This is a genomic window from Streptomyces sp. S465 (assembly GCF_026898115.1).
Taxonomy (GTDB): Bacteria; Actinomycetota; Actinomycetes; order Streptomycetales; family Streptomycetaceae; genus Streptomyces; species Streptomyces luomodiensis.
On record NZ_CP114036.1, the window covers coordinates 1,314,785 to 1,334,525 of the forward strand.

The 19,741-nt window shown below is 71.7% G+C and carries 13 protein-coding genes; 3 read left to right on the plus strand and 10 right to left on the minus strand.

Annotated features, from left to right (window positions below; genetic code table 11):
• Positions 1-11: 11 nt before the first annotated feature.
• The 9 genes from N6H00_RS05555 to N6H00_RS05600 form a co-directional block, all read right to left on the minus strand.
• Positions 12-6,581, minus strand: a complete 6,570-nt coding sequence (locus N6H00_RS05555) for an eCIS core domain-containing protein (RefSeq protein WP_268970439.1) — start codon at positions 6,579-6,581, stop codon at positions 12-14.
• Complete coding sequence (locus N6H00_RS05560) at positions 6,578-6,871, minus strand: hypothetical protein (protein ID WP_268970440.1); 294 nt, start codon at positions 6,869-6,871, stop codon at positions 6,578-6,580. The genes N6H00_RS05555 and N6H00_RS05560 overlap by 4 nt, the downstream gene beginning before the upstream one ends.
• Positions 6,862-8,997, minus strand: coding sequence for an ATP-binding protein (locus tag N6H00_RS05565; RefSeq protein ID WP_268976846.1), 2,136 nt, complete (start codon positions 8,995-8,997; stop codon positions 6,862-6,864). The genes N6H00_RS05560 and N6H00_RS05565 overlap by 10 nt, the downstream gene beginning before the upstream one ends.
• Before the next feature lie 35 nt (positions 8,998-9,032).
• Positions 9,033-9,887: a DUF4255 domain-containing protein gene (locus tag N6H00_RS05570; protein ID WP_268970441.1), complete on the minus strand. Its 855-nt coding sequence runs from the start codon at positions 9,885-9,887 to the stop codon at positions 9,033-9,035.
• A 1-nt stretch (position 9,888) separates the two neighbouring features.
• Complete coding sequence (locus tag N6H00_RS05575) at positions 9,889-10,650, minus strand: hypothetical protein (RefSeq protein ID WP_268970442.1); 762 nt, start codon at positions 10,648-10,650, stop codon at positions 9,889-9,891.
• The gene (locus N6H00_RS40420; protein WP_443072900.1) at positions 10,643-11,818 is read right to left on the minus strand and encodes a hypothetical protein; all 1,176 of its coding nucleotides are present in this window, start codon (positions 11,816-11,818) and stop codon (positions 10,643-10,645) included. Before N6H00_RS40420 ends, N6H00_RS05575 begins: the two co-directional genes overlap by 8 nt.
• A gap of 83 nt (positions 11,819-11,901) precedes the next feature.
• Positions 11,902-12,426, minus strand: coding sequence for a phage tail protein (locus N6H00_RS05590; RefSeq protein ID WP_014058531.1), 525 nt, complete (start codon positions 12,424-12,426; stop codon positions 11,902-11,904).
• A 7-nt stretch (positions 12,427-12,433) separates the two neighbouring features.
• Positions 12,434-14,281, minus strand: coding sequence for a phage tail sheath family protein (locus tag N6H00_RS05595; protein WP_268970443.1), 1,848 nt, complete (start codon positions 14,279-14,281; stop codon positions 12,434-12,436).
• Positions 14,282-14,748: 467 nt separating this feature from the next.
• Positions 14,749-15,324 carry a DUF6817 domain-containing protein gene (locus tag N6H00_RS05600; RefSeq protein WP_268970445.1) on the minus strand — a complete coding sequence of 192 codons (576 nt, stop codon included), beginning with the start codon at positions 15,322-15,324 and terminating at the stop codon, positions 14,749-14,751.
• Between the two features lie 180 nt (positions 15,325-15,504).
• Between N6H00_RS05600 and N6H00_RS05605 the strand changes: the two genes are divergently transcribed.
• From N6H00_RS05605 to N6H00_RS05615, 3 genes are all read left to right on the plus strand, one after another.
• Entirely contained in the window at positions 15,505-16,494 is a 990-nt protein-coding gene (locus tag N6H00_RS05605) for a LysR family transcriptional regulator (RefSeq protein ID WP_268970446.1), read from the plus strand.
• A 261-nt stretch (positions 16,495-16,755) separates the two neighbouring features.
• The gene (locus N6H00_RS05610) at positions 16,756-17,775 is read left to right on the plus strand and encodes a sporulation protein (RefSeq protein ID WP_268970447.1); all 1,020 of its coding nucleotides are present in this window, start codon (positions 16,756-16,758) and stop codon (positions 17,773-17,775) included.
• Between the two features lie 308 nt (positions 17,776-18,083).
• On the plus strand, positions 18,084-18,923 hold the full coding sequence (locus N6H00_RS05615) for an MBL fold metallo-hydrolase (RefSeq protein WP_268970448.1): 840 nt from the start codon (positions 18,084-18,086) through the stop codon (positions 18,921-18,923).
• Between the two features lie 149 nt (positions 18,924-19,072).
• Here N6H00_RS05615 and N6H00_RS05620 read toward each other — a convergent pair whose 3' ends face one another.
• Positions 19,073-19,612: a hypothetical protein gene (locus N6H00_RS05620; RefSeq protein ID WP_268970449.1), complete on the minus strand. Its 540-nt coding sequence runs from the start codon at positions 19,610-19,612 to the stop codon at positions 19,073-19,075.
• Between the last annotated feature and the right edge of the window lie 129 nt (positions 19,613-19,741).

The following is a 19,741-nucleotide window of genomic DNA, read 5'->3' on the forward strand; positions in this document are numbered from 1 at the left end:
GAACAGCGCGCTTAGTTGAACCTGAAGTAACCGTACCTTTCCCGGTGTTTCAGCATGGCCAGGAGTCCAGGAAGGTCTGCTATCACTCTCCCGCTCGGGAGGGAGTACTTCCGCATCGCGTTTCTCATCTCCTGAAAGTCGTTGAACTTCCCGGCCCTGCTCCGCTCCTGCATGAAGGCATCCATGAACGCTTTCCGCTGGGAGCGCTTACTGGAGAGATTCACCCGGAATCCAAATGCGACTTCGATTTCAGGACGCGTGGCCGTATTGATCGGAACCGAGGAGAGCGGGGCGTAGTTGTGCACCGGCACCGGAGGAGGGGGGAACCGCAGCGTCGCCACGTTCCGCGATCCGGGCTGTAGCTTTTTCCAATGCGAGCGGCTGCGTCCCGAACCTCGCTCCTTTTTGTACATGCCCCACGCGGCATCGATCTTTTCGGGGAATCCCCTGGGGTACGTGGGGCCATGCGGATAGGGGCCAGGACTTTTGCCCGCGTAACGCTTCAGCTTCACCTCGTACCACCCGGGAAGTGGCGGATTCAACTTCGACGGTTCACCGAATATGTTCGCCGGTATCTTCTCGAAATTGTCGTAGAAGGGTCCATTTATGTCGTTCCGGGCAGGAACGAAGTTGGATGTCTTGGCGGGACCTCCCAATTGCCGGGGGATCAGGTGCATGCGATCCCATTGGTGCGGATTGTTCTGGAGGTCATACCTCACCAGGTAATCCCAACCTTCGGTGTACTGCCCCGACGGTTTCCTCCCGTATTCCTTTCCATACTCTGGGTTTATGTACTCGGCCACTGTCGTGATGGCCGGCCGCACATAGTTCTGTGGCGTCGGGCTGATCCCCGGATCCGGTAGTTGATATTTCTGGAGGTACCGCATCACGCTCTGCTTGTAGCCTCGCGTCACTGTGCCGCCAGGGTTGAGGCTGGCGCGCACCTGAAACCTCTCGCCGCCCATCACGTACAGGCGGGTGAGGCGATACCGGCGGCGCAGAACGGAAAGCAGGGAGTCCAGCGTATCCTTGTGCACTCCGGGCTCGAGCTCACCTTCGATGATCGGGCGAATCCGGGCGATGATCAGCGCCAACTGCGCATCCTTGAAGTTGGACGACTCCTCCTCTTCTCTCCGGTCATCACGCTTTTCGTCCTTGTTCCCCCTATTTCCCTTACCGCGTGATCCCTTACTCCCTTTACCGTCCTTATCGGGTTTGGGTTTCCGGGAACCGGGCTTGTCTTCGTTCTTGTCGTGCTTGGGCCTCCTGCCGTCATCCTCCCCGGGCTTCTTGGACTTGTGAGGAGCGTCGTTGTCGCCCTTGGGCCTGCGGGGGCCGTCCTTGTCCTCTGTCGACTTGGTCGGGCCCGGAACCTCGGACTTGGCCGGGTCCTGGTCGTCGCGCTTCAGCGGGGAGCCGTTGTCGTCCTTGTCCGGCTTGGGCCTCGTCTCCGGTTCGGGCTTCGGCTTGGCCGGGGGTTCCGGCTTGGGCTTGGGCTTGGCCGTGGGGGCTGGGCGGGTGTCCGGGCGGTCCTCGGCGGGCTTGGGCTTGCCGTTCTTGTCCTTGGTGGTGGGGGCTGGGGTCTTGGCGTCGGGTGTGGGCTTCGGCCTGCCGGGGGTTTCAGGCCGGGTGGGTTTGGGGTGGGGGCGCGATGGCGTTGTGGGCTTCGGCTTCGTGGTCGTTGTCGTTGTGGGGCGCGTTGCGGGAGTACTCGTCCTCGGTGAGGTCGGCTCTTGCGACTTCTCGTCGGGCTTCGGCTTGCCGCCCCGCCCGTCCGAGCCCTCCCCGTCCGTACCGCCCTTGCCGCCGGCTCCGTCCTTGCCGCCCTTGCCCTGGCCCAGCTTGGCGGCGATGGCCTTGAAGCGCCGGCCCACCTTCGCGACGTACTTGCCGATGCCGGACAGCAGCGCCTCGTAGGCCAGTTCGAGGAGCGCCACGATGCCCGCCGCGACGGCCTTCGCGAAGAGGATTCCCGCGCCGCCCATGCGGACGAGCTTCAGCCAGTCCAGGACCGCGCCCACCGCGCGCAGGATCGCCCCGAGCGCGCCGATGGCCGTGCGGATGGCGTCGATGACGGCCATCACCCAGCCCGCGCCCGGGATGAGCTTGGCGATGACCTTGGTGATGACGATCTCGCCGATGATGAGGGGGAGTTGGGGGACGATCGCGTCCCACGTCTCCTTGACGATCCGCTCCAGGGTGAAGCCGCCCTTGAACAGCTTGTCCAGGATGGCCTTCGGGACGCCGATGATCTCCTCGATCTTGGACTGGAACCACTCTTTGACGGCGGACTTGACCTCCCGGAACAGATGGTTCTTCGCGCCGTCCACCGCCGAGTTCTTGGCGCCGCTCAGCCAGCCGCCGGGGTCGGAGAGGAAGTCGACCGCGATGAGCATGAAGTCGCCGAGCGCGCCCAGCAGTTTGGAGGCGAAGTCCAGGACTGCCTTGACCGCGTCCACGACGGCCTTCACCACGTCGAGCAGCATCTTCTTGAGGACGTCGAGGATGCCGCTCAGCAGCTTGCCAAGGGCGTTCAGCAGGTCGGTGACGGCCTGCTTGAGCATGGTGGCGAGCTTGTTGACGAGGGCGATCGCCGCCTCGACCAGGCCCATGATGACGTTCCGGATGCGCTTGGCCAGGTCGATGACGGCCCGCACCATCGCCTTGGCGAACTCGATCAGGTCGTTGATGAAGTTCTTGATCGCGTCGACGATCGCCTTGCGGGCGTCGTTGATCCAGCGTTCGACCGTCTCCTTGAAGTTCTTGATGAAGCCGACGACCGCGTCACGCGCCTCCCTGATGACGCGGACGATCGCGTTCTTGATCTCGATGACCTTGTTCTTGATCCAGTCGAAGGCCTTGCTGACCCAGTTGCCGGACTCCTGGACGCTGTCGTCGCGCTTCTTCTCGGCGTCCCGTTCGGCCTGGTCGCCCTTGTCCTGGATCTTCTTGTCGCTGTCGTCCTTCTCCTTGTCGACGTCCTTGTCGGTCTGCTCTTCCTTGTCCTTGACGTCCTTGCGGATCTTGTCGTGCCGTTCGGTCTTCTTGTCCCCGAGAGACTGGAGCTCCTTGTCCTGCTCCGTGCGCCAGTCCGCGCGTTCGGCGGTGACCTCTGTCATCGCCTTCTCGCGCTCGCTCGCCTGGCTCTTGGTGTTGGCGGCTATCTCGGCGTCGACCTGTCGCTTGTGTTGCCGCTGGCCGTCCCGGAAGTCGCGGTCCTTGGTCTGCCGCCCTTCGGACATGCGCTGCCGGCCGTCGGTGAATGCCGCCTGGAACTGCGGTCCGCGTTCGTGCTCGGCCACTTCCGACGCGGCCTCGGGCGGTACTGCCCCCGTCGTGGCGCCGCCCTGGGGCGCACCGCCGCCCCCGCCGCCCTGCTGTCCGGGGACCTTCGCGGCCATCTGTTCCTGGGGAGCGTCGGGATAGACCTGGTCCTCGCCCATCCCCCGGCCGGCGTCGTCGCGGCCCGTCGCGACGGTCTCCTGGCCCTTGGTGTCGACGGCGGAGCCCTGCTCACCGGCCGTCTGGTCGGCGGCGCCCCGCATCCGCACGCCCGGTGCGTTGCCCGCCTGGGCCTGCTTGAGCGCTTCGTCCTTGGTCGGCAGCCCGGCGAACTTCGCGGCCAGGGCCTGGGGGTCCACTACGGGTTTGTCGGCGCCGAAAAGGCTCGCGACCCCGTTCACGATCTTGCCGCCGATGAAGCCCAGCGCCATCTTGAAGGTGTCCCAGCCGCCCGGCTCCTCGGCCTTCTCCGCCTCGATCTGGCCCTCGGGCTCCTTGGCACCCGTGACCTCGGCCTCTTCCTGCTCCGGGGCCTCGGACTTCTGGGCCGGGTCCTGCGAGTACTGGGCCGGTGCGTCGGTCTCCGGCTTGCCCTGGAGGGTCCGCGGGGCGCCTGCCGGGCGCCGCATCGAGGGCGGGGCGGCGGCGAGCGCCTTGTGTTCGTCGCCGACGGTGCGGTCCACCGAACCGCTCACGCCGGTCATGGCCTGAAGCGCCACATGGGGCTTGAGCTTCGAGGCCGTGGACAGGCCCGCTTCCGGGGACACCTGGGAGAGGTTCGGGGACGGTCCGGAATCCCTCTTCTTGCTCTTGGCCGGGGCGGACGCCTTGCCGCCACCACCGCCCACACCGCCGCCGCCCCCACCGCCGCCGCCTCCGCCCGCACCGCTGGGTGCCTTCGCCGCCGGAGCCGACGTGGGCTTCTCGGTCTCCGGGGTCGGGGCCGGTGCGGACGTGGGGGCGGGGGCCGACGCCGCGGGTTCGGCGGTCTTCTGGGGTTCCCTGGTGGACGGCGCCGGCTCCGCTGCCGGAGCCTCGGTCCGAGTCCCCGTACGCTCCCCCGGCGAACTTGGCTCGCTTCGCGCCCCGCTGCTCGCCCCGCCCGGCGTATCCGCGTTCGACCCACCCGTGACCTGGGTGTCCCGCGCGGGTGAGGGGGACGGGGAGTCGGCGGTCGGCTCGCTCCGGCCCGACGGCGCCGCGGCCGTCTTCTTCTGTTCCCGTTCGGCCGCGGGCTCCTGCGCGGCCGCCTGACCGCCCACCGCCTGCTGCGACGCCTTTTCCCGCGCACCGCCGGATGTCTCGCCCGCCGCGGGAGTGCCCTTCTCCTCCTTCGCGGCCTGTTCTCCGGTCTCGCTGCCGCCCTCGGACCTGCCCGCGGCCTCCTGCACCGTCATCTGGGCGACGACGGGTCCGTCCTTCGGGTCGGCGCCGCTCTTCGGGTCCCTCGTCGCGGCCGGTCCCGGGCGGCTCTCCGCGGCCTGCTCCACGGCGAGACCGCCGAGACCGCCGAGCCCGTCGCCTCCCGGAGCGCCGCGGTCCGCCTCTGCCGAGGGCTCGGGAGTTTCGGTGGCCGCGTCGGCGGCGTCCTCCTCGGGTTCGGCCTCCGCCGCCTCGTCCTCGGCGTCCTCGGCGTCCCGCTCGGCCTGGACCTTGTCGGCCTTGGTCACCGGAGGGGCGGGGAAGGACGGGAGCGGAGGGGCGGCGGACGAGGAGGGGTCGAGCTCGTCCGCGGTCGGTACGCCGGAGACGTCGAGGTCCTGGGCGGGCAGGAAGTCCTCGGGCTGGAGCTTGATGTCCCAGGCGCTCTTCTCCTCGCCCCCGACGTCGACCTCCGACTCGCTGCCGGAGCCGAACGGATCCTCCTCGGCCTGCTCCTCCGGGCCGTCGAGGTCCTGGGCGCGTACTCCGTCGAGGGTGGAGATCGCGCCGGACGGCCGGGGGTCCTTGCCGGACGCCACCGGCGAACCGGTGGGCTTCTCCGCCCCCCGTTCGTCCTCCTGCTTCGGCTGCCTGCCCGCCACGAGCGCATCGACCGCGCCCGGACGGTTCTTGGCCGCCGACTCCTCCTTGCTCGGTGTCGCGACGCCCTGCTGTTCCTGCTCTTCCTGCGCTTCCTGCCCCTGTTGCTCTCTCCCGGCCTTCCCGGAGCCCTCGGACTGCTTCTCACCGTCCTGTCGCCCGTCCCCGGACGTCCGGTCCGAGGGCGAGGACGGTGCGGCCTGCTTCTGGCCCCCGTTCCCGCCCCTGTCCTGGCCCCCGTTCCCGTCCCCGTCCTGACCCTCCTTCCGCGACGCGTCCCCGCCGTTGCGCGGCGTACTGCCGGGGGCGCCCTCCGCGGCGGGCTGGTCCACCTCCGGGCCCGGTGCCGGTGCCGGCCGCCGCTCCTCCGCACGGTGCTCCTCCGCCGTCCGGCGCTCGTTCTCGCGCTCGAACAGCAGCTCCTCGACCGGGTCCGGCTCGACGGCCGGGGCCGCCAGGGGTTCCGGCTCCAGGTTGTCGTCCGCCTCGATCTCGTCGACGAAGTCGAGCACCCGCTCGTGCTCCGCGCTCAGGAGCCTGGTTTCGAGGCGGTCGAGGACCGCGTCCTGCACCTCGTCCGGCATCCGCGCCAGCTGCATACGAGTGCGCTTGGAGCGGTCCTCCGGATCGCCGCGCAGGGAGCGGACGACGCTGTTGGCGAGGCGGTCGACCAGGGTGGCCGGGTCGAGCTTCTCCATGCGGTTGCGGTCGGCGTCGACCGTGGCGTAGCGGAGCCAGCCCGGGGTCGCGGACTCCTCCGGTGCCACGTCCGTTTCCGGTTGTCCGCCACGTTGCCCGCCGCGTTGTCCGCCGTGTACGAGTTCCTGGGCCGCGCTCTCCGCCTCGCGTTCGATGGCCTGCTGCGGCAGGCTCACCGCGCCCAGGTCGCGGCCCGCGCGGAGGGTGCCGAGGCCGTGGGGGTTCTGGACGGTGTGGAGCAGTTCGTGGGCGAGGAGGCGCCTGCCCTCCGTCGTGCCGGGGCGGTAGGTGTGCTCGCGGAAGAAGATGTCCTGGCCGACCGCCACCGCGTCCGCGCCCAGCAGTTCGGTGAGGTGGGCCGCGTCGCGGTCGGTGTGCAGGCGGACCTGGCCGAGGTCGTGGCCCAGCCGTTCTTCGAGGTCGCGACGGACGCTCGGGTCCAGGGGGTGCCCGGCGCCGCTGACGATGTCCTTGGGCTCGGGCGTACGGGTCGTACCGGCCCGCTCCTTGCGCTTGCGGCGCTTGGCGGACCGGGCGGAGGCGCGGTCGTCCCTTGTGGTGGACGGGGAATCGCTCATGTCCGCTTCCGCCCCCTTCCGGACAGGCCCGCGTGCACGGCCCGTGCCAGGGCCTCGCCCAGCCGGGCCGGGGAGGTGGTGGCGGGAAGCGGGGGGAGGCCGGCGAGCGCCTCGAACTCCCGGCTCTCGCCGTCCGCGGTCAGCGGTACGCCGCGCTCCCGTACGAGGCGGGTCAGCTCCGTCTGGAACGCGGTCCGGACCCGGTCCGGGTCGATGCGCGCGTCGAAGCCGGACAGCGCCAGCTCGCCGATGTCCACATGGACCGCGCTCGGCTGCTCGTTCAGACCCATCCGTGAACCTCCGAGGGCGTGAGCGAACGGTCCAGCTTCTGGTACTCGGTGCGCGCCGCCGCCAGCATGTGGCGCATCTGGAGGCGGTCGCCCTCCTCGGCGGCCAGGAAGGCGCCGGAGAGCGCGATATTGCGAATGGAGCCGCCGGCCACGGTGAGTTGGGCGAGGCGTTCGGTGTCGATGTCCTTCATCGGCGCCTGGGCGGGCAGCACCCGGCGCCAGATCTCGGCGCGTTCGCCCGCGCCGGGGAAGGGGAAGTCGACGACGAAACGGATGCGGCGCATGAAGGCCGGGTCGAGAGCCTTCTTCATGTTGGTGGTGAGGACGGCCAGGCCCCGGTACGCCTCCATGCGCATCAGCAGATAGCTGACCTCCAGGTTGGCGTACCGGTCGTGGCTGTCCTTGACCTCGCTGCGCTTGCCGAACAGCGCGTCCGCCTCGTCGAAGAGCAGCAGCGCGCCCCCGCGCTCGGCGGCGTCGAAGACCTTGCGCAGGTTCTTCTCGGTCTCGCCGATGTATTTGCTGACCACCTGGGAGAGGTCGATGATGAAGAGGTCCAGGCCCAGCTCCTTGGCCAGCACCTCGGCGGCGAGGGTCTTGCCGGTGCCGGAGCCGCCCGCGAAGAGGGCGGTGACGCCCAGGCCACGGCGCAGGGTCACGGCGAATCCCCACTCCTGGTGCACGGTGGCGCGCTGCCGTACGTGGGCGACGATCTCGCGCAGGATCCGCGACTGGTGATCGGCGAGCACCAGATCGTCCCAGGCGGCCTCGGGTTCGATCCGGCGGCCCAGCTCGTCCAGGCCGATGCGCGCCTCGATGAGCCCGGCGCGCCAGGCGAGTGCGGTGGGGTCCGGGTCGGCCGCGTCCGGGAGGTCGCGGCGTACGGCGGCGGCCGCGGACCGGATGATGTGCGGCGGCAGCCGGAACTGGGCCACGAGGGAGCGGAGATGGGTCTCCCGCATCTGGGGGATGTCCGCGAAGGCGTCGGCCCAGAGGGCGAGTTGTTCGGTGTCGTCCAGCGGGGGCACGGTGACGCGCTCGCCGCGCGGGCGGCCGGTCCGGCGCGGGTCCGGGCCGGAGACGACGAGGGGCACGGCGGCGGCGTCGATGAACGCGTCGGTGGCGGCCGTCTGTTCCCGGTCCATCTCGCCGACCTCCAACAGGAGGGCGGCGGGCAGCAGGACGGCCTCACGCTGCCAGAGACGGGCGAGGCGGTCGCGTTCGGCCGCGTCGGAGGGAACGTCCTCCGAGGCCATGACGTACAGGGCGAGCCCGGTGCGGCGGGCGGCCGTGGCGGCGATATCGGTACGGGTCGTCAGGTCGCCGCCGACGAGCTCGACCCGCAGCGGGGCCTGCGGGCGGGACTCGTTCCAGCCCTCGGCCACACGGTCCGCCGCCCGGTCGTACGAGGCGGGCAGCGGCGGTGGGACGGGGGCGCGGCGCAGCAGGCCGTGCAGACGCGCGTCGAGGTAGGGCGATCCGGCCAGGAAGTGCAGGACGCGCTCGTCGATCCGGAGCCGGGAGGTGGTGAGGCGGGTCTCGTCGTCGAGCTCGATCAGCCGCCAGCGGCGGAGCGGGGACACGGGGGTGAGCGCGCTCCAGTGCGGTTCGTCGAGCGCGGCGAGGGCGAGCGAGAAGGTGGGGTGCGTACGGGCCGGGTCGCCGCTCGCGGCGGCGCACCGGGCGGCGGCGGTGGGGTCCAGTTCGGCGGCCGCCACGAGCAGGACGAGCTGGCGCTCGAAGGTGCTGAGACCGAAGCAGGCGGCGAGCGCGTCGAGGGTGGCGGGGCCGTGGATCGCCTGCCGGTCCGCCTGCCGGTCCGCCTGCCGGTCCGCCTTTCGGTCCGCCTCTCGGTCCGCCTTCTCGCCGGACGCGGCCGCACCGCGTGCCCGCTCGCCGTGCGCGGCGGCGCCTGGTCGGTGGCCGTTGGTGGTGGCGTGGCGCGCGTGGGCGTCGACGCGGGCCAGTACGGCCTGGACGGCGGCGGCCAGGGCCTGTCCGTCCTCGGCCACGATGGCCCCAGCCGCGAAGGAGTCTCCGCCCGCGCCGGCATTGGCGCCCGCGTCGGCATCGTTGCCCGCGCCGGCATCGTTGGCTGCCGATGCGCGGGGGTCCCGCGTACCCATGCTGTGGTCCACCCCCTTCTCCCCCACCGTGTGCCTCAGCTCTCCGGGTCCCCGGAGCGCCCGCCGCGGCGCCGGGCCGTGGTCTTGCGCGGACGGGTGGGCGCGGCGGCCGTCTTGGCAGCCGCCGTCTTCGCGGCCGTGGTGCGCTTCTTGGCGGGCTTGGCCGGGGCCGGGGCCGGGGGCTCGGTCTCCGGCGCCGTCTTCGCCTCCGCCTCCGCCTGGACGGACTCGGCAGACGGCCCGTGCGGTCCTGGTGAAGCCGGTGGCTCCGGCGCCCCCGGTGCGCCGAAGGGCACCGCGCGCACCGTATGCCGTTCCACCGGCTTCGCCGGGACCGGCTGTTCGCGGCCCTCGATCAGAACCAGCGAGCCCTGGTAGCAGACCGACAGGACGTACGGGGTCTGGTAGAGCATCCCCCAGAGCTTCGAGGTCTCGTCCACATCCATCTGCGTCGGGGTGAAGCGCACCCGCTGCACCGACTCGGCCAGGTCGCTGCCCGCCAGGTACGAGCGCCGGGCGGCCTCCTCGATCACGTCCTTCGGCAGCATCGGTATCTCGTGCAGGATGCGCACCACGGCGCCGATCAGGCGCTGCCCGACCAGTTCGGATTCCTCCCCGTAGGCGCTGATCAGGTAGTGCAGGTCCATCGCCGCGGCCGGCCGCTTGAGGAGCGTGCCGTCCGAGGCCCGGGTGGGCAGGTCGGTGGCGCGCATGGAGGCGTTCGGGGTGACCTGGTAGAGGAAGATGTTGATGGTCGGTTCGGTGGGGGGCTCCGCCGGAGGTCTGTGGGTGTCCACCGTGACCGCGATGTCGATCTCGGGCCGCAGATTGTTCGCGATGAGCAGCGCGAGGGCCTGGGTGACGGTCGCGAAGGCGAGTCCGTTGCTCATGTCAGTCCCTCCTCTCGCCGCGTGCCAGGTAGTCGTCCAGGCTCAGCGCGGGTGCGCGCCGTCCCGTCGCTCCGGGGCGGGCCGCAGCTGAGCGGTCGGTGCCGGGCGGGGCGGCGGCGGTGACCTCCAGCCGCCCGATCTGGACGTGCACCGTGCGCTGCGCGGATCGGGCGCGGCGGCGCCCGGCGGGGAGCGGTGCGGCCTCCCGCCCCATGGCGGCGGCTGCCGCGCGGGCCGGCAGCGGTACGGCGGCGGCCGGGGACAGCACGCCCGCCGACGGCGGGCCGCTCGCGGGTCCCGCGGCAGCCGGTGCGGCGTCGGGGGCCGGGGCCGCCGGGGCGCCCCGCCGGGTGGCCGGGGCCTCGTGGGCGGCCGGGTGCGGCCCGACGGCGATCTGGGTGCTGGGGAGTAACAGCGGTGCGGGAGCCGGGATTTCGGCGTACCGGTCGATGTCCTCGTACGGTGCCGGATCGGCGCGTACGACGGTCTGCCGGTCGGTCCTGACCTCGCGCTCGTGCCGGACCACCTCCCGGTGGTGGTCGGCCGCCGGCGGCGGGGCCACCCGGGGAGGTGCGGACTCCTCCGGCAGCGGCGGTTCGCCCCGCAGCGCCTCGATCCGCTCGTACGGACCGGGCAGCCGCGGCCGGACCCGCACCGGGCGGCCGTCGGCGGCGCCGCCCGCCCCCGGCTCGGCCCCGAGGCCGGGGCCGGGGCTCGGCGCAGGGGCGTGCCGCGCGAGCAGCCGGTCGAAGTAGTCAGCCATCTGCGCACAGCTCCAGGTAGTAACGGCGCCGCAGCGGGCTGAGCGCCAGGATCTGAGGCTCGCTCCAGCCGTATGCGGTGGCGAGCAGGTGGACGTCGAGGAGCAGGTCCCGTGCCCAGTGGTCGAGTTCGGCCCACAGGTAGGAGGCGATGTCCAGCTCGGCCCGGGTGGCCGCACCGCATGCGGGACAGGTGACGTTGAGCGTCACATCGGCCGCCGGGTCGGCACGTTCGGCGGCCTCCGCGAGCCGCCGCTGTACGGCGTCGGGCAGATCGGCCACCGCCACGGCGAGGCGGTCGGCGGGGACCGGCCGCCCCGAGCGGTGGACGGACACCACGCATCGGACGAGCAGGGCCCGCCGGGCGCGGGCCGCGGCGGTGGTCTCGGCGGATTCGGCGGATTCGGCGGGTTCGGCGGTGTCGGCAGACGTGTCTCCGGCAGCGTCTCCGCCCGCGACCGAGAACCCGTCCACGTCCGACAACCCGCCCGCGACCGAGAACCCGCCCACGCCCGACAACCCGCCCACGTCCGAGAACCCGTCCACGTCCGAGGTCCCGTCCACGCCCAGGAAACCCTCCACGCCCGAGAACCCACCCACGCCCGAGAACCCACCCGCGACCGAGAACCCGCCCGCGTCCGAGGTCCCGTCCGCGTCCGAGAGACCGTCCGCACCCAGGAGCCCGTCCACGCCCGGGAGTCCGTCTCCGTCCGGGAGTCCGTCCCCGTCCGAGGGGCCGGCCGGGTCGGCCACGGCTTGCCCATCCACGGCGGCCACCGTCTGCCCGCCCGCCTCGGCCACCGCATGTGCCGCCGCTTCGAGGTCGGCGACGGTGGGCAGCCGGAACTCGACCGTCCATTCGCCCTCCTCCACCCGCAACGGGCCGTCCTGCCCCCGCGGGCGCACCCCCAAGTGGCGTGCGTCGAGGTCGAACTCCATGGCCTCGCCGCACGCCCCGCACTCGGCCCTGACCTGCATCCGCTCGCCGAACAGCGCTCGCCGCAGCGCGTACAGGTCCGCCTCGCGCTCGCCCACCGGCAGCGACCGCAGTTCGCCCGCGGCCGCCCCCGGGCGGGCCGCCCGGTGCAGCAGCAGGGCGCGGCCGGGGCCGTGGTGCGCCAGCCCCGCCTCCCAGATGGCCAGCAGCTCCGCGGGCCCCGTGTTCCCCATCTCTCAGGCCGTCCGCTCCCCGTACCGTGCCGTTGCCGTACCATCCTGCTCCCCGTACCGCCCCGCTCCTCTCCCGCCCCCGCCTACGCGGGGTGGGTGAACGAAGGCTCTTCCGGCTCCGGCACCTCGTAGTCCCGCTCCCAGCCCTCGCACTCCAGCTTCAGGCTCTGGATCGCGACCGCGTTGGCGTTGGCGTCCAGCTCGCCGAGCACCTGGTATTCGCTCGGCCAGGTCCGGTAGAGCTTGTGCGAGACGGCCACCTGGCCCGCCTCGTTGAGGACCTGGATGACGATGTCCTTGCGGAAGTCGGCGAGCGAGACCTCGGCGCCGAGCCCCGCGCCGACCTGCCAGACCTTGTTGGCCCAGCGGTCGAATTCGGGGTCGTGGGTGACGCCGCGCTCCAGGGTGATCCCCTCGAACTCGGACCGGCCCGGGGACTTGCGGGGCGAGCTGGGGTCGCCGCCGTTGCGGTGTTTGACGACCTCGGTGGTGCGCTTGAGCGGACTGATCTTGCTGATGCCCGCGACCGTACGACCGTCCCAGAGGACCAGAAACTTGAAGTTCTTGTACGGGTCGAAGCGATGGGCGTTGACCTGGAACTCAGCCATCACATTCCTAAATCTCGAACTGCCCGGCCATCTGCTGGATCTTGACGATCACGAACTCCGCCGGCTTGACCGGCGCGATACCGACCACCACATTCACGATGCCGGCTGCGATGTCCTCGTCCGTCGTCGTGTCCTTGTCGCACTTGACGAAGTAGGCCTGACGCGGCGTACCACCCTTGAACGCGCCCTTCTCGAACAGGGTGTGCAGATAACCGGAGGCGCTCAGTCGGATCTGCTGCCACAACTGCTCCGTATTGGGTTCGAAAACGACCCATTGCAGTCCGCGGCGCAGACTCTCCTCGATATGCAGCGCCAGCCGCCGCACCGGTACGTACTTCCATTCGCTGCTCTGCGCGTCGGCGCCGCTCAGGGTGCGTGCGCCCCAGACCAGCGGGCCCACCACCGGGAAGGTGCGCAGGCAGTTGATGCCCAGCGGGTTGAGCAGGCCGTTCTCGCGGTCGGTCAGCTGGACGCCGAGCGAGTACACCCCGGCCAGCCGGGCCTCGGTCCCGGCCGGGGCCTTCCACACGCCGCGCTCGCCGTCCGTACGGGCGATGACGCCCGCGAGTGCCCCGGAGGGCGGGAAGGCGCGCAGCCGTCCGGTGAGCGGGTCGGTGAGCCGCAGCTGCGGGAAGTACAGCGCCGCGTGGTCGCTGCGAACCGGCTCGAAGGCGCCGATCCCGGCACGGGCCGCGTCCACGCTGCCCCAGGCGGAGGGCGCGTCGACGAGCAGGAAGATCCGCCGCTCCCGGCACAGCCGGTCGGCCGCCGACAGCACGGTGACCATGTCGTCGACCGACTCGTACGCGGCGAGTTCCGGCAGCGACAGCAGATTGACGTCCTCGACGTCGCGCAGCGCCTGGAGGCCGGTTTTGTCCGCCTCGCCGCCGATGAGGTCGCGGGGGCCGGGCGGGGCGCCGTCCTCGCCGCCGGACAGCGGGAAGACGGGCGGGTTGACCGAGGCCTCCAGGCCGAGGTCATTGGCGCATTCGCCCAGGAAGCGCACCGCGTCGCCGGGGTCGATGGAACCGGCGACGACCTGGAGGCGGCGGCCGAACGCGGTGACCTCGGTACCCGCGAAGGCGTGCTTGCCGGGGGCGTCGGGCAGCGCGCGCAGCTTGCGCTCCAGGAGCAGGGCCAGCTCGGTGACGTCGCACGGAGCCTCGCCGTCACAGTCCGGGTCGTACAGGGTGAACGCGCGCTCCACCTCGCCGATCTTGACCGTCAGCTCGACGTTCAGATCGGGGAGTTCGCCCGCGAACGGCTTGGAGACCGTGCCGGAGGGGTCCGGCCGGCCCTCGCCGACCGTCTTGACCCGGACCAGCGCCGACCCGGCGTTGATCACGGTCTCGGCGTGCCGCCCGTGGGCGGGGTCGGTGGACAGGTGGGTGAAGGACTCCCGGGAGGTGCCCCGTGCGTCGAGCACATGGAGGTTGAAGGTCTCCTCCGGGCACGGGGTGTCGTAGTCCACCGCGAGGCGCAGACCCGAGCCCCAGTGGCCGGGCTCCTTGGCGTGCACCTCCAGCACCGGGCACGCGCTGTGGCCCTCGGTGGACTCGAGGGTGACGCGGGCGGCCTTGCCGGTCCCGGCCTTGGTCACGCGGACGACGACCGCCACGGTGCCGCCGTTGCCGAAGAACTGGTGCACCGCGTAGCCGACCGCGCTCTGCGAGGTCAGACCGCCGAAGCGGCGCTCGAAGTCGGCGAAGCTGGTGACGCGCACCGGGGTGTTCAGCGGGCCCCGCCGGGTGTGGCCCACGAACGCGGTCACCGAGGTGGTGACCGAGGCGATGGTACGGACGCTGCTGGGAAGCTCTTCGATGTAGACACCCGGATAGCCCGCGTGCGTCGGCATTCCCCCTCCATTCTCTTCAGCGCATCAAGAGATGAGGAGGGGAAGTGAAGATCGCTCGCGCGGATTTCCCGCCGCGCCCACACGTTCTCCGTGTACTTCCCCCGGTCGCACGCCCCCGCGAAACCGGTATCGCAGGGCTTGGAACGTCGCTTGCGGCTCCTGATGCGTGAGTGCGATCTGAGTTTCCGCGCCGGACACGATCCCGGTCAAGACATTGATCCGGTCATCTCCTTCACGTCGAAATTCTAGATCGTTTCCCGACCTTCACGAAGTTGACCAAGCTATTACCGTGCGGGATTCCTTCCGGTAATTCGTGATCGTAAAATTCCGCACGGAGTGCGCCGACGACGAGAACCCGCCGAAAGGGCAATCGGTTCGGCGTGCCGTTTTGCGGTTCCGCGCCCCCGGCGGTACCGACGGCGGTCAGGCGTCGGGCGTCAGGCGTCGGGCGTCAGGGGCGACGGCGGTCAGGCGTCGGGCGTCAGGGGCGACGGCGCGAGGACCGCGTGGCAGTCCAGCCAGGCGGACCGGCTGAGCAGCGGGCGCAGGCGGGTGAACAGGGCGAGGAGTTCGGGGCCTCGCCGCTCGCGGAAGACGGGGTCGCGGCGGGCGAGGTCGAGTTCATTGGCGGCCGACAGCTCGGCGAAGTCCCGGGCCAGCCGTGGTTCGGGAGTGTGGGTACGGCCGGTGAAGCGGTCGTGGAAGGCCGCGCCGGCGTCCCCGAGCCCCGGGCAGGTGGCCCTCCGGTCGCAGCTCGCGTAGAGGTACACGATGGCTTCGGCTTCCGCGCCGATCACCGCCGCCAGCTCACCGCGACGGCCGAGGGAGAGCAGGGTGACCGGAAAGCCGTCGGTTCCGTAGGACGCGTGGCACAGCCCCGCCAGTTGGAGCTCCGGGCGGGCTCCCCAGGCGGCGAGCCGGGCCCGTACCCGCTGGAGGTGGGCGAGGAGGGTGCCGCCGGGGTGCGCGATGCCCGCGGCGCCGAGCCGGCGCAGCAGGGTGACGGCCCGGTCGGCCGCGGCAGGAGGGGGAGCAGCAAGCACAGGTCCGTGTCCTTTCGTGCTCGGCAGGTCGGCACCCGTACCGCGCCGTCACCCGGTCCGGATCCGCGTGCCGGTGCCGTACGGGTTGCCGCCTGAGCCCTGCCACGATCGTCGCGAGCCGTGGCCACCCCAGTCAATCCTGGGGATTGCTCGCCAACTCCAAGCCATAGCTTGGAGGGTATGACTCTGAATGACCTTCGGGTGTTCGTGGCCGTGTGCCGCGCCGGGAGCCTGAGCGCCGTGGCCCGGGACCTGACCTGCACTCAGTCGGCGGTGAGCCAGCGTGTGAAGCGGCTGGAACGCGAGACCGGTGTCAGCCTGCTGGAGCGCCAGCCGCGCGGTGTCGTGCCCACCCCGGCGGGACGTCTGCTGTGCGAGGCCGCCGCCGACGGGATCGCCGGTCTCGATCTGGCGCTGCGCCGCCTCGGCGACCTGGTGAACGGGGAGAGCGGTTCGGTGCGGATCACCACCGGCGGCACCACCGTACGGCACTTCATGGCCGAGGCGATCGTCTCCTTCCGCCGGCGCCACCCCAAGGTGAGCCTGGAGTTCCAGACCGAGAGCTCCAGCCGTGGCTGTTTCGACGCCCTCATCGCCAGCAATCTGGACCTGGCCTGGATCACCCTCGGCGCCCCGGTGCGCGGGATCGAACAGCGGCCCGTGGTCGAGTTGCCGTGGGTGCTCGCCGTACGGGCCGGGGACCCGCTCGCCGCCCGGTCGCGCATGGAGGTGTCCGACCTCGCCGATGTCCGTCTGGTGCGGCTGCCGCCGAACTCCACGTCCGGCGGACGGCTCGACGCGGCCCTCGCCGCGCTGGGCGTACGGGCCGGTTCCGATACGAGCGTCGCCGACTGGGACACCGCTCTGCTGCTGGCCGAACTCGGGCTGGGACGCGCCGTGGTGCCCGCCCTGCCGGGGCTGCCGGTGCCCGGGGACGAGGGGCCGCTGCGGCTCGTACCGATTCCCGCCCTGCCGCCGCTTCCGGTCGGCTGGGCCGTGCGCCGCTGGGACGCGCTCCCGCCGCTGGCCCGGACCTTCGCCGACACCGTGGCCCGCACTCTGCGCGCGGACGACCCCGACGAGCGGCACTCGGCCGGACAGCACTCGCCCCGGCGGCACTCGGCCGAACAGCATTCCGGCGAGCCGAACTCCGCCGGGCCCCGCGGGTGACCTTTTTCGGACGTCCCCCAGCCGACGCGGGGGATGGGTCACGTCACGGAGGGCACACACCCTATGCTTCTACATGCGTGTAGAAGTCCGGAGGGAGGACGAAGTGCCAACGTGCCACCGGCCGCTGAAGTTCCGCGGCGCACGGCCCGTTGCCGCGCGGCCCCGTCCCCCGCCGCACGCGCTCTCCCCCATCCACCCATGAGCGCGTGATCACACACGCACAACGCGACAGTACGCATACGTGAAGGAGTGAACGCCGCGATGGTGTTCAAACGACTGCTCGGCTCGCTCGGTGTCGGCGGGCCCACCGTGGACACGGTGCTGGACCCCGGCCCGGTATTCCCCGGCGGGCCGCTGACCGGTCAGGTCCATCTCGAGGGCGGCAAGGCGGACTTCGAGATCGAGCAGATCACGCTGGAGCTCGTGGCCCGGGTGGAGGACGAGCGCGGCGACGAGGAGCGCGAAGGCGTCGTCCTCTTCGACCGCTTCACCGTCGCCGGCGGATTCCGGCTCGGCGAGGGCGAGCGCCGCAGCCTCCCGTTCACGGCCCACCTCCCCTGGGAGACGCCGATCACCGAGCTGTACGGGCAGCCGCTGGGCATCATCCTCGGGGTGCGCACCGGGCTGGAGATCGCGGGTGCGAAGGACAAGGGCGATCTGGACCAGCTGACCGTGAGTCCGCTGCCGGCCCAGGAGGCCGTGCTGGAGGCGCTGGGACAGCTCGGCTTCGGCTTCAAGTCCGCCGACCTGGAGCTGGGCCATGTGGGCGGCACCGGGCAGCGGCTGCCGTTCTACCAGGAGATCGAGCTCTCCCCGGCCCCGCAGTACGCGCACGCCATCAACGAGCTCGAGGTGACCTTCCTGGCGAACCCCGGCAGCATGGACGTCGTCCTGGAAGCCGACAAGCGCGGCGGGTTCTTCTCCGAGGGGCACGACGCCCTCACGCTCTTCACCGTCGGCCATGAGGGCGTCGAGCACCGCGACTGGAACACCGAGGTCGACGCCTGGATCCGGCAGCTCGTCGAGCAGCGCGCCGCCCACGGCTCGTACGGCTCCTACGGCCACGGCGAGCCGTACCCGCCCGGTCACGGCTACGGGCACCCGGACCACCACCACGGGCACCACGACGGGCACCACGACGGGCAGCGGCGCTCCGGCCCGAGCACGGCGGCGGTCGTCGGAGGCGTCGCGGCGGGTGTCGCGGTCGGCGTCGTCGGCGGAATGGTCGCCGCGGAGATCGTCGACGAGATCGGCGACGCCTTCGAGGACGACGAGGACTGACCGCCTCCCCGGCCGGGTCCCACCCGGCCCGGCCTTGGGCTCCCGGGTCCGGGACGTGGCTCCCCGGCCCGGACGTGACTCCCCGGCCCGGGACCTGGACTCCCCGGCCCGGGGCCGGACCGGGCCGGGGAGTCCGGAGGCTGGTTGAAAGACGCGGAGCTGGGCACTTCGTGGGGGCGCGTTGCCTGATACGGCCTTGCCGCCTCCGGAAGGACGATCATGAGCGAGCCCAGGCCATCCCCCCGCATGCTGCCCAGCGTCCACCCCACCCCCGGCCGGCCGGAGCCGCGGGAGGCGGTGGTCGGGTCATGATGCCGCCCCCGGAGGGCGCCGCCGAGATCCTCTTCATCGGCAACGCCACGCTGCTCATCCGCTACGGCGAGCTGACCCTGCTCACCGATCCGAACTTCCTGCACCGGGGCCAGCACGCCTATCTGGGCAAGGGGCTGACGTCCCGGCGGCTGACCGAGCCCGCCCTGGCCGTCGAGGACATCCCGGCCGACCTCGACGCCGTGGTGCTCTCGCATCTGCACGGCGACCACTGGGACCGGATCGCGCGCCGGCGGCTGGACCGCTCGCTGCCCATCATCACCACCCCGCATGCCTCCCGGCGGCTCCAGGGCCTCCACGGGTTCAGCCGGGCGACCGGGCTGCCCACCTGGCACGACCACGTACTGATCCGCGACCGCAGCCAGGTCCGGATCACCGCGCTGCCCGGCAGGCACGCCCCCGGCCGGTGGCAGCGGCTGCTGCCACCGGTGATGGGGAGTCTGCTGGACTTCGGCGAGCCGGGACGGCCTCCTCGGCTGCGGGTGTACCTCACCGGTGACACCCTGATGTTCCCGGGCATCCACGAGATCGCCCGACGCTGCCCGGAGATGCATCTCGCGGTGGTCCACCTGGGCGGCACCCGGCTCCCGGGAGGGCTCATCGTGACCATGGACGCGCTCCAGGGGGCCGCTCTGGTCAAGGCCGTACGGCCGGAGCGGGTGCTGCCGGTGCACTACGACGACTACGCCGCCTTCAGCTCCCCGCTCTCCGCGTTCCTGGACGAGACCCGGCGCCCGGACTTCCCGTCCGCGGTGGTCTACTGCGCCCGGGGGGAGCGCGTCACCGTGAGCGCGCGAGGGGCGCTCACGGCGCCCTGAAGCGAGCCTCGCGCTGACGGGCGGGCAGGCCAGCCACGCCGGGGGCGGGCCAGGCCACGCCACGCTGACGGGCAGGCCAGGCCACCACGCTAGGTGCGGGCCAGGCCACCACGCTAGGTGCGGGCCAGGCCATCACCCTGACGGGCGGGTCAGGCCGCGCTGGTGGGTGTCCGGTCGCTGTGCAGCTGCCGCAGCCGCTCCAGCAGCTGCGGGTGGTGCAGCTCCGCGACGGGGGCCATCAGGTCCGGGTGGCGCAGCAGCGGCGCGGCCCGCCGGTCGTACGCGTCGGGCTCCGTGAGCCGCCGGAACTCCCTGGGGGACGCGGCGGCGTGCGGGCAGTCGGCGAGCGCCGCCACGGCCTCACAGGCCAGGTCGGCGGAGGTGAGCAGGGCCGCCGCCCAGCTCGCCACGACCTCGTCCACCCAGGTGCGCCAGGCGCAGTCGGGGCCGCGGATCTCGTACGGCTCCGCGTCCACGAGCCAGTCCAGCCGGAAGGAGCCGCCCGGTCCGGCCAGGGCCACCAGGGCGGCGTCGGTGGGGGTCGGGTAGCGCAGCCATGCGGCCACCGTCACGGCCTGTCGCGCCTGGGCCTCGGAGAGTGACGCGTTCATCGCCCCGTCGGCCGCCGGATAGGCCCTGACCAGCCACTGCGTGGTCGCCGTGATGACGGATGACAGGTCCAGGGACAAACGAAGCCGCTCCTCGATACGACGGTAACGTCAGCACCGTACCCCCGGAACGGCGGTGTCCGACATGACGCAGATCACGGTGTGCGGCGGGGCGCTGTGGGCATGCCGGCCGCCGGACCCGGTGCCACC

What these genes read in the sequence shown, in the direction of transcription:
- N6H00_RS05555 (WP_268970439.1), bottom strand. Translation starts at nt 6,581, where the DNA reads ATGAGCGATTCCCCGTCCACCACAAGGGACGACCGCGCCTCCGCCCGG.
- N6H00_RS05560 (WP_268970440.1), bottom strand. Translation starts at nt 6,871, where the DNA reads ATGGGTCTGAACGAGCAGCCGAGCGCGGTCCATGTGGACATCGGCGAG.
- N6H00_RS05565 (WP_268976846.1), bottom strand. Translation starts at nt 8,997, where the DNA reads ATGGGTACGCGGGACCCCCGCGCATCGGCAGCCAACGATGCCGGCGCG.
- N6H00_RS05570 (WP_268970441.1), bottom strand. Translation starts at nt 9,887, where the DNA reads ATGAGCAACGGACTCGCCTTCGCGACCGTCACCCAGGCCCTCGCGCTG.
- N6H00_RS05575 (WP_268970442.1), bottom strand. Translation starts at nt 10,650, where the DNA reads ATGGCTGACTACTTCGACCGGCTGCTCGCGCGGCACGCCCCTGCGCCG.
- N6H00_RS40420 (WP_443072900.1), bottom strand. Translation starts at nt 11,818, where the DNA reads ATGGGGAACACGGGGCCCGCGGAGCTGCTGGCCATCTGGGAGGCGGGG.
- N6H00_RS05590 (WP_014058531.1), bottom strand. Translation starts at nt 12,426, where the DNA reads ATGGCTGAGTTCCAGGTCAACGCCCATCGCTTCGACCCGTACAAGAAC.
- N6H00_RS05595 (WP_268970443.1), bottom strand. Translation starts at nt 14,281, where the DNA reads ATGCCGACGCACGCGGGCTATCCGGGTGTCTACATCGAAGAGCTTCCC.
- N6H00_RS05605 (WP_268970446.1), top strand. Translation starts at nt 15,505, where the DNA reads ATGACTCTGAATGACCTTCGGGTGTTCGTGGCCGTGTGCCGCGCCGGG.
- N6H00_RS05610 (WP_268970447.1), top strand. Translation starts at nt 16,756, where the DNA reads ATGGTGTTCAAACGACTGCTCGGCTCGCTCGGTGTCGGCGGGCCCACC.
- N6H00_RS05615 (WP_268970448.1), top strand. Translation starts at nt 18,084, where the DNA reads ATGATGCCGCCCCCGGAGGGCGCCGCCGAGATCCTCTTCATCGGCAAC.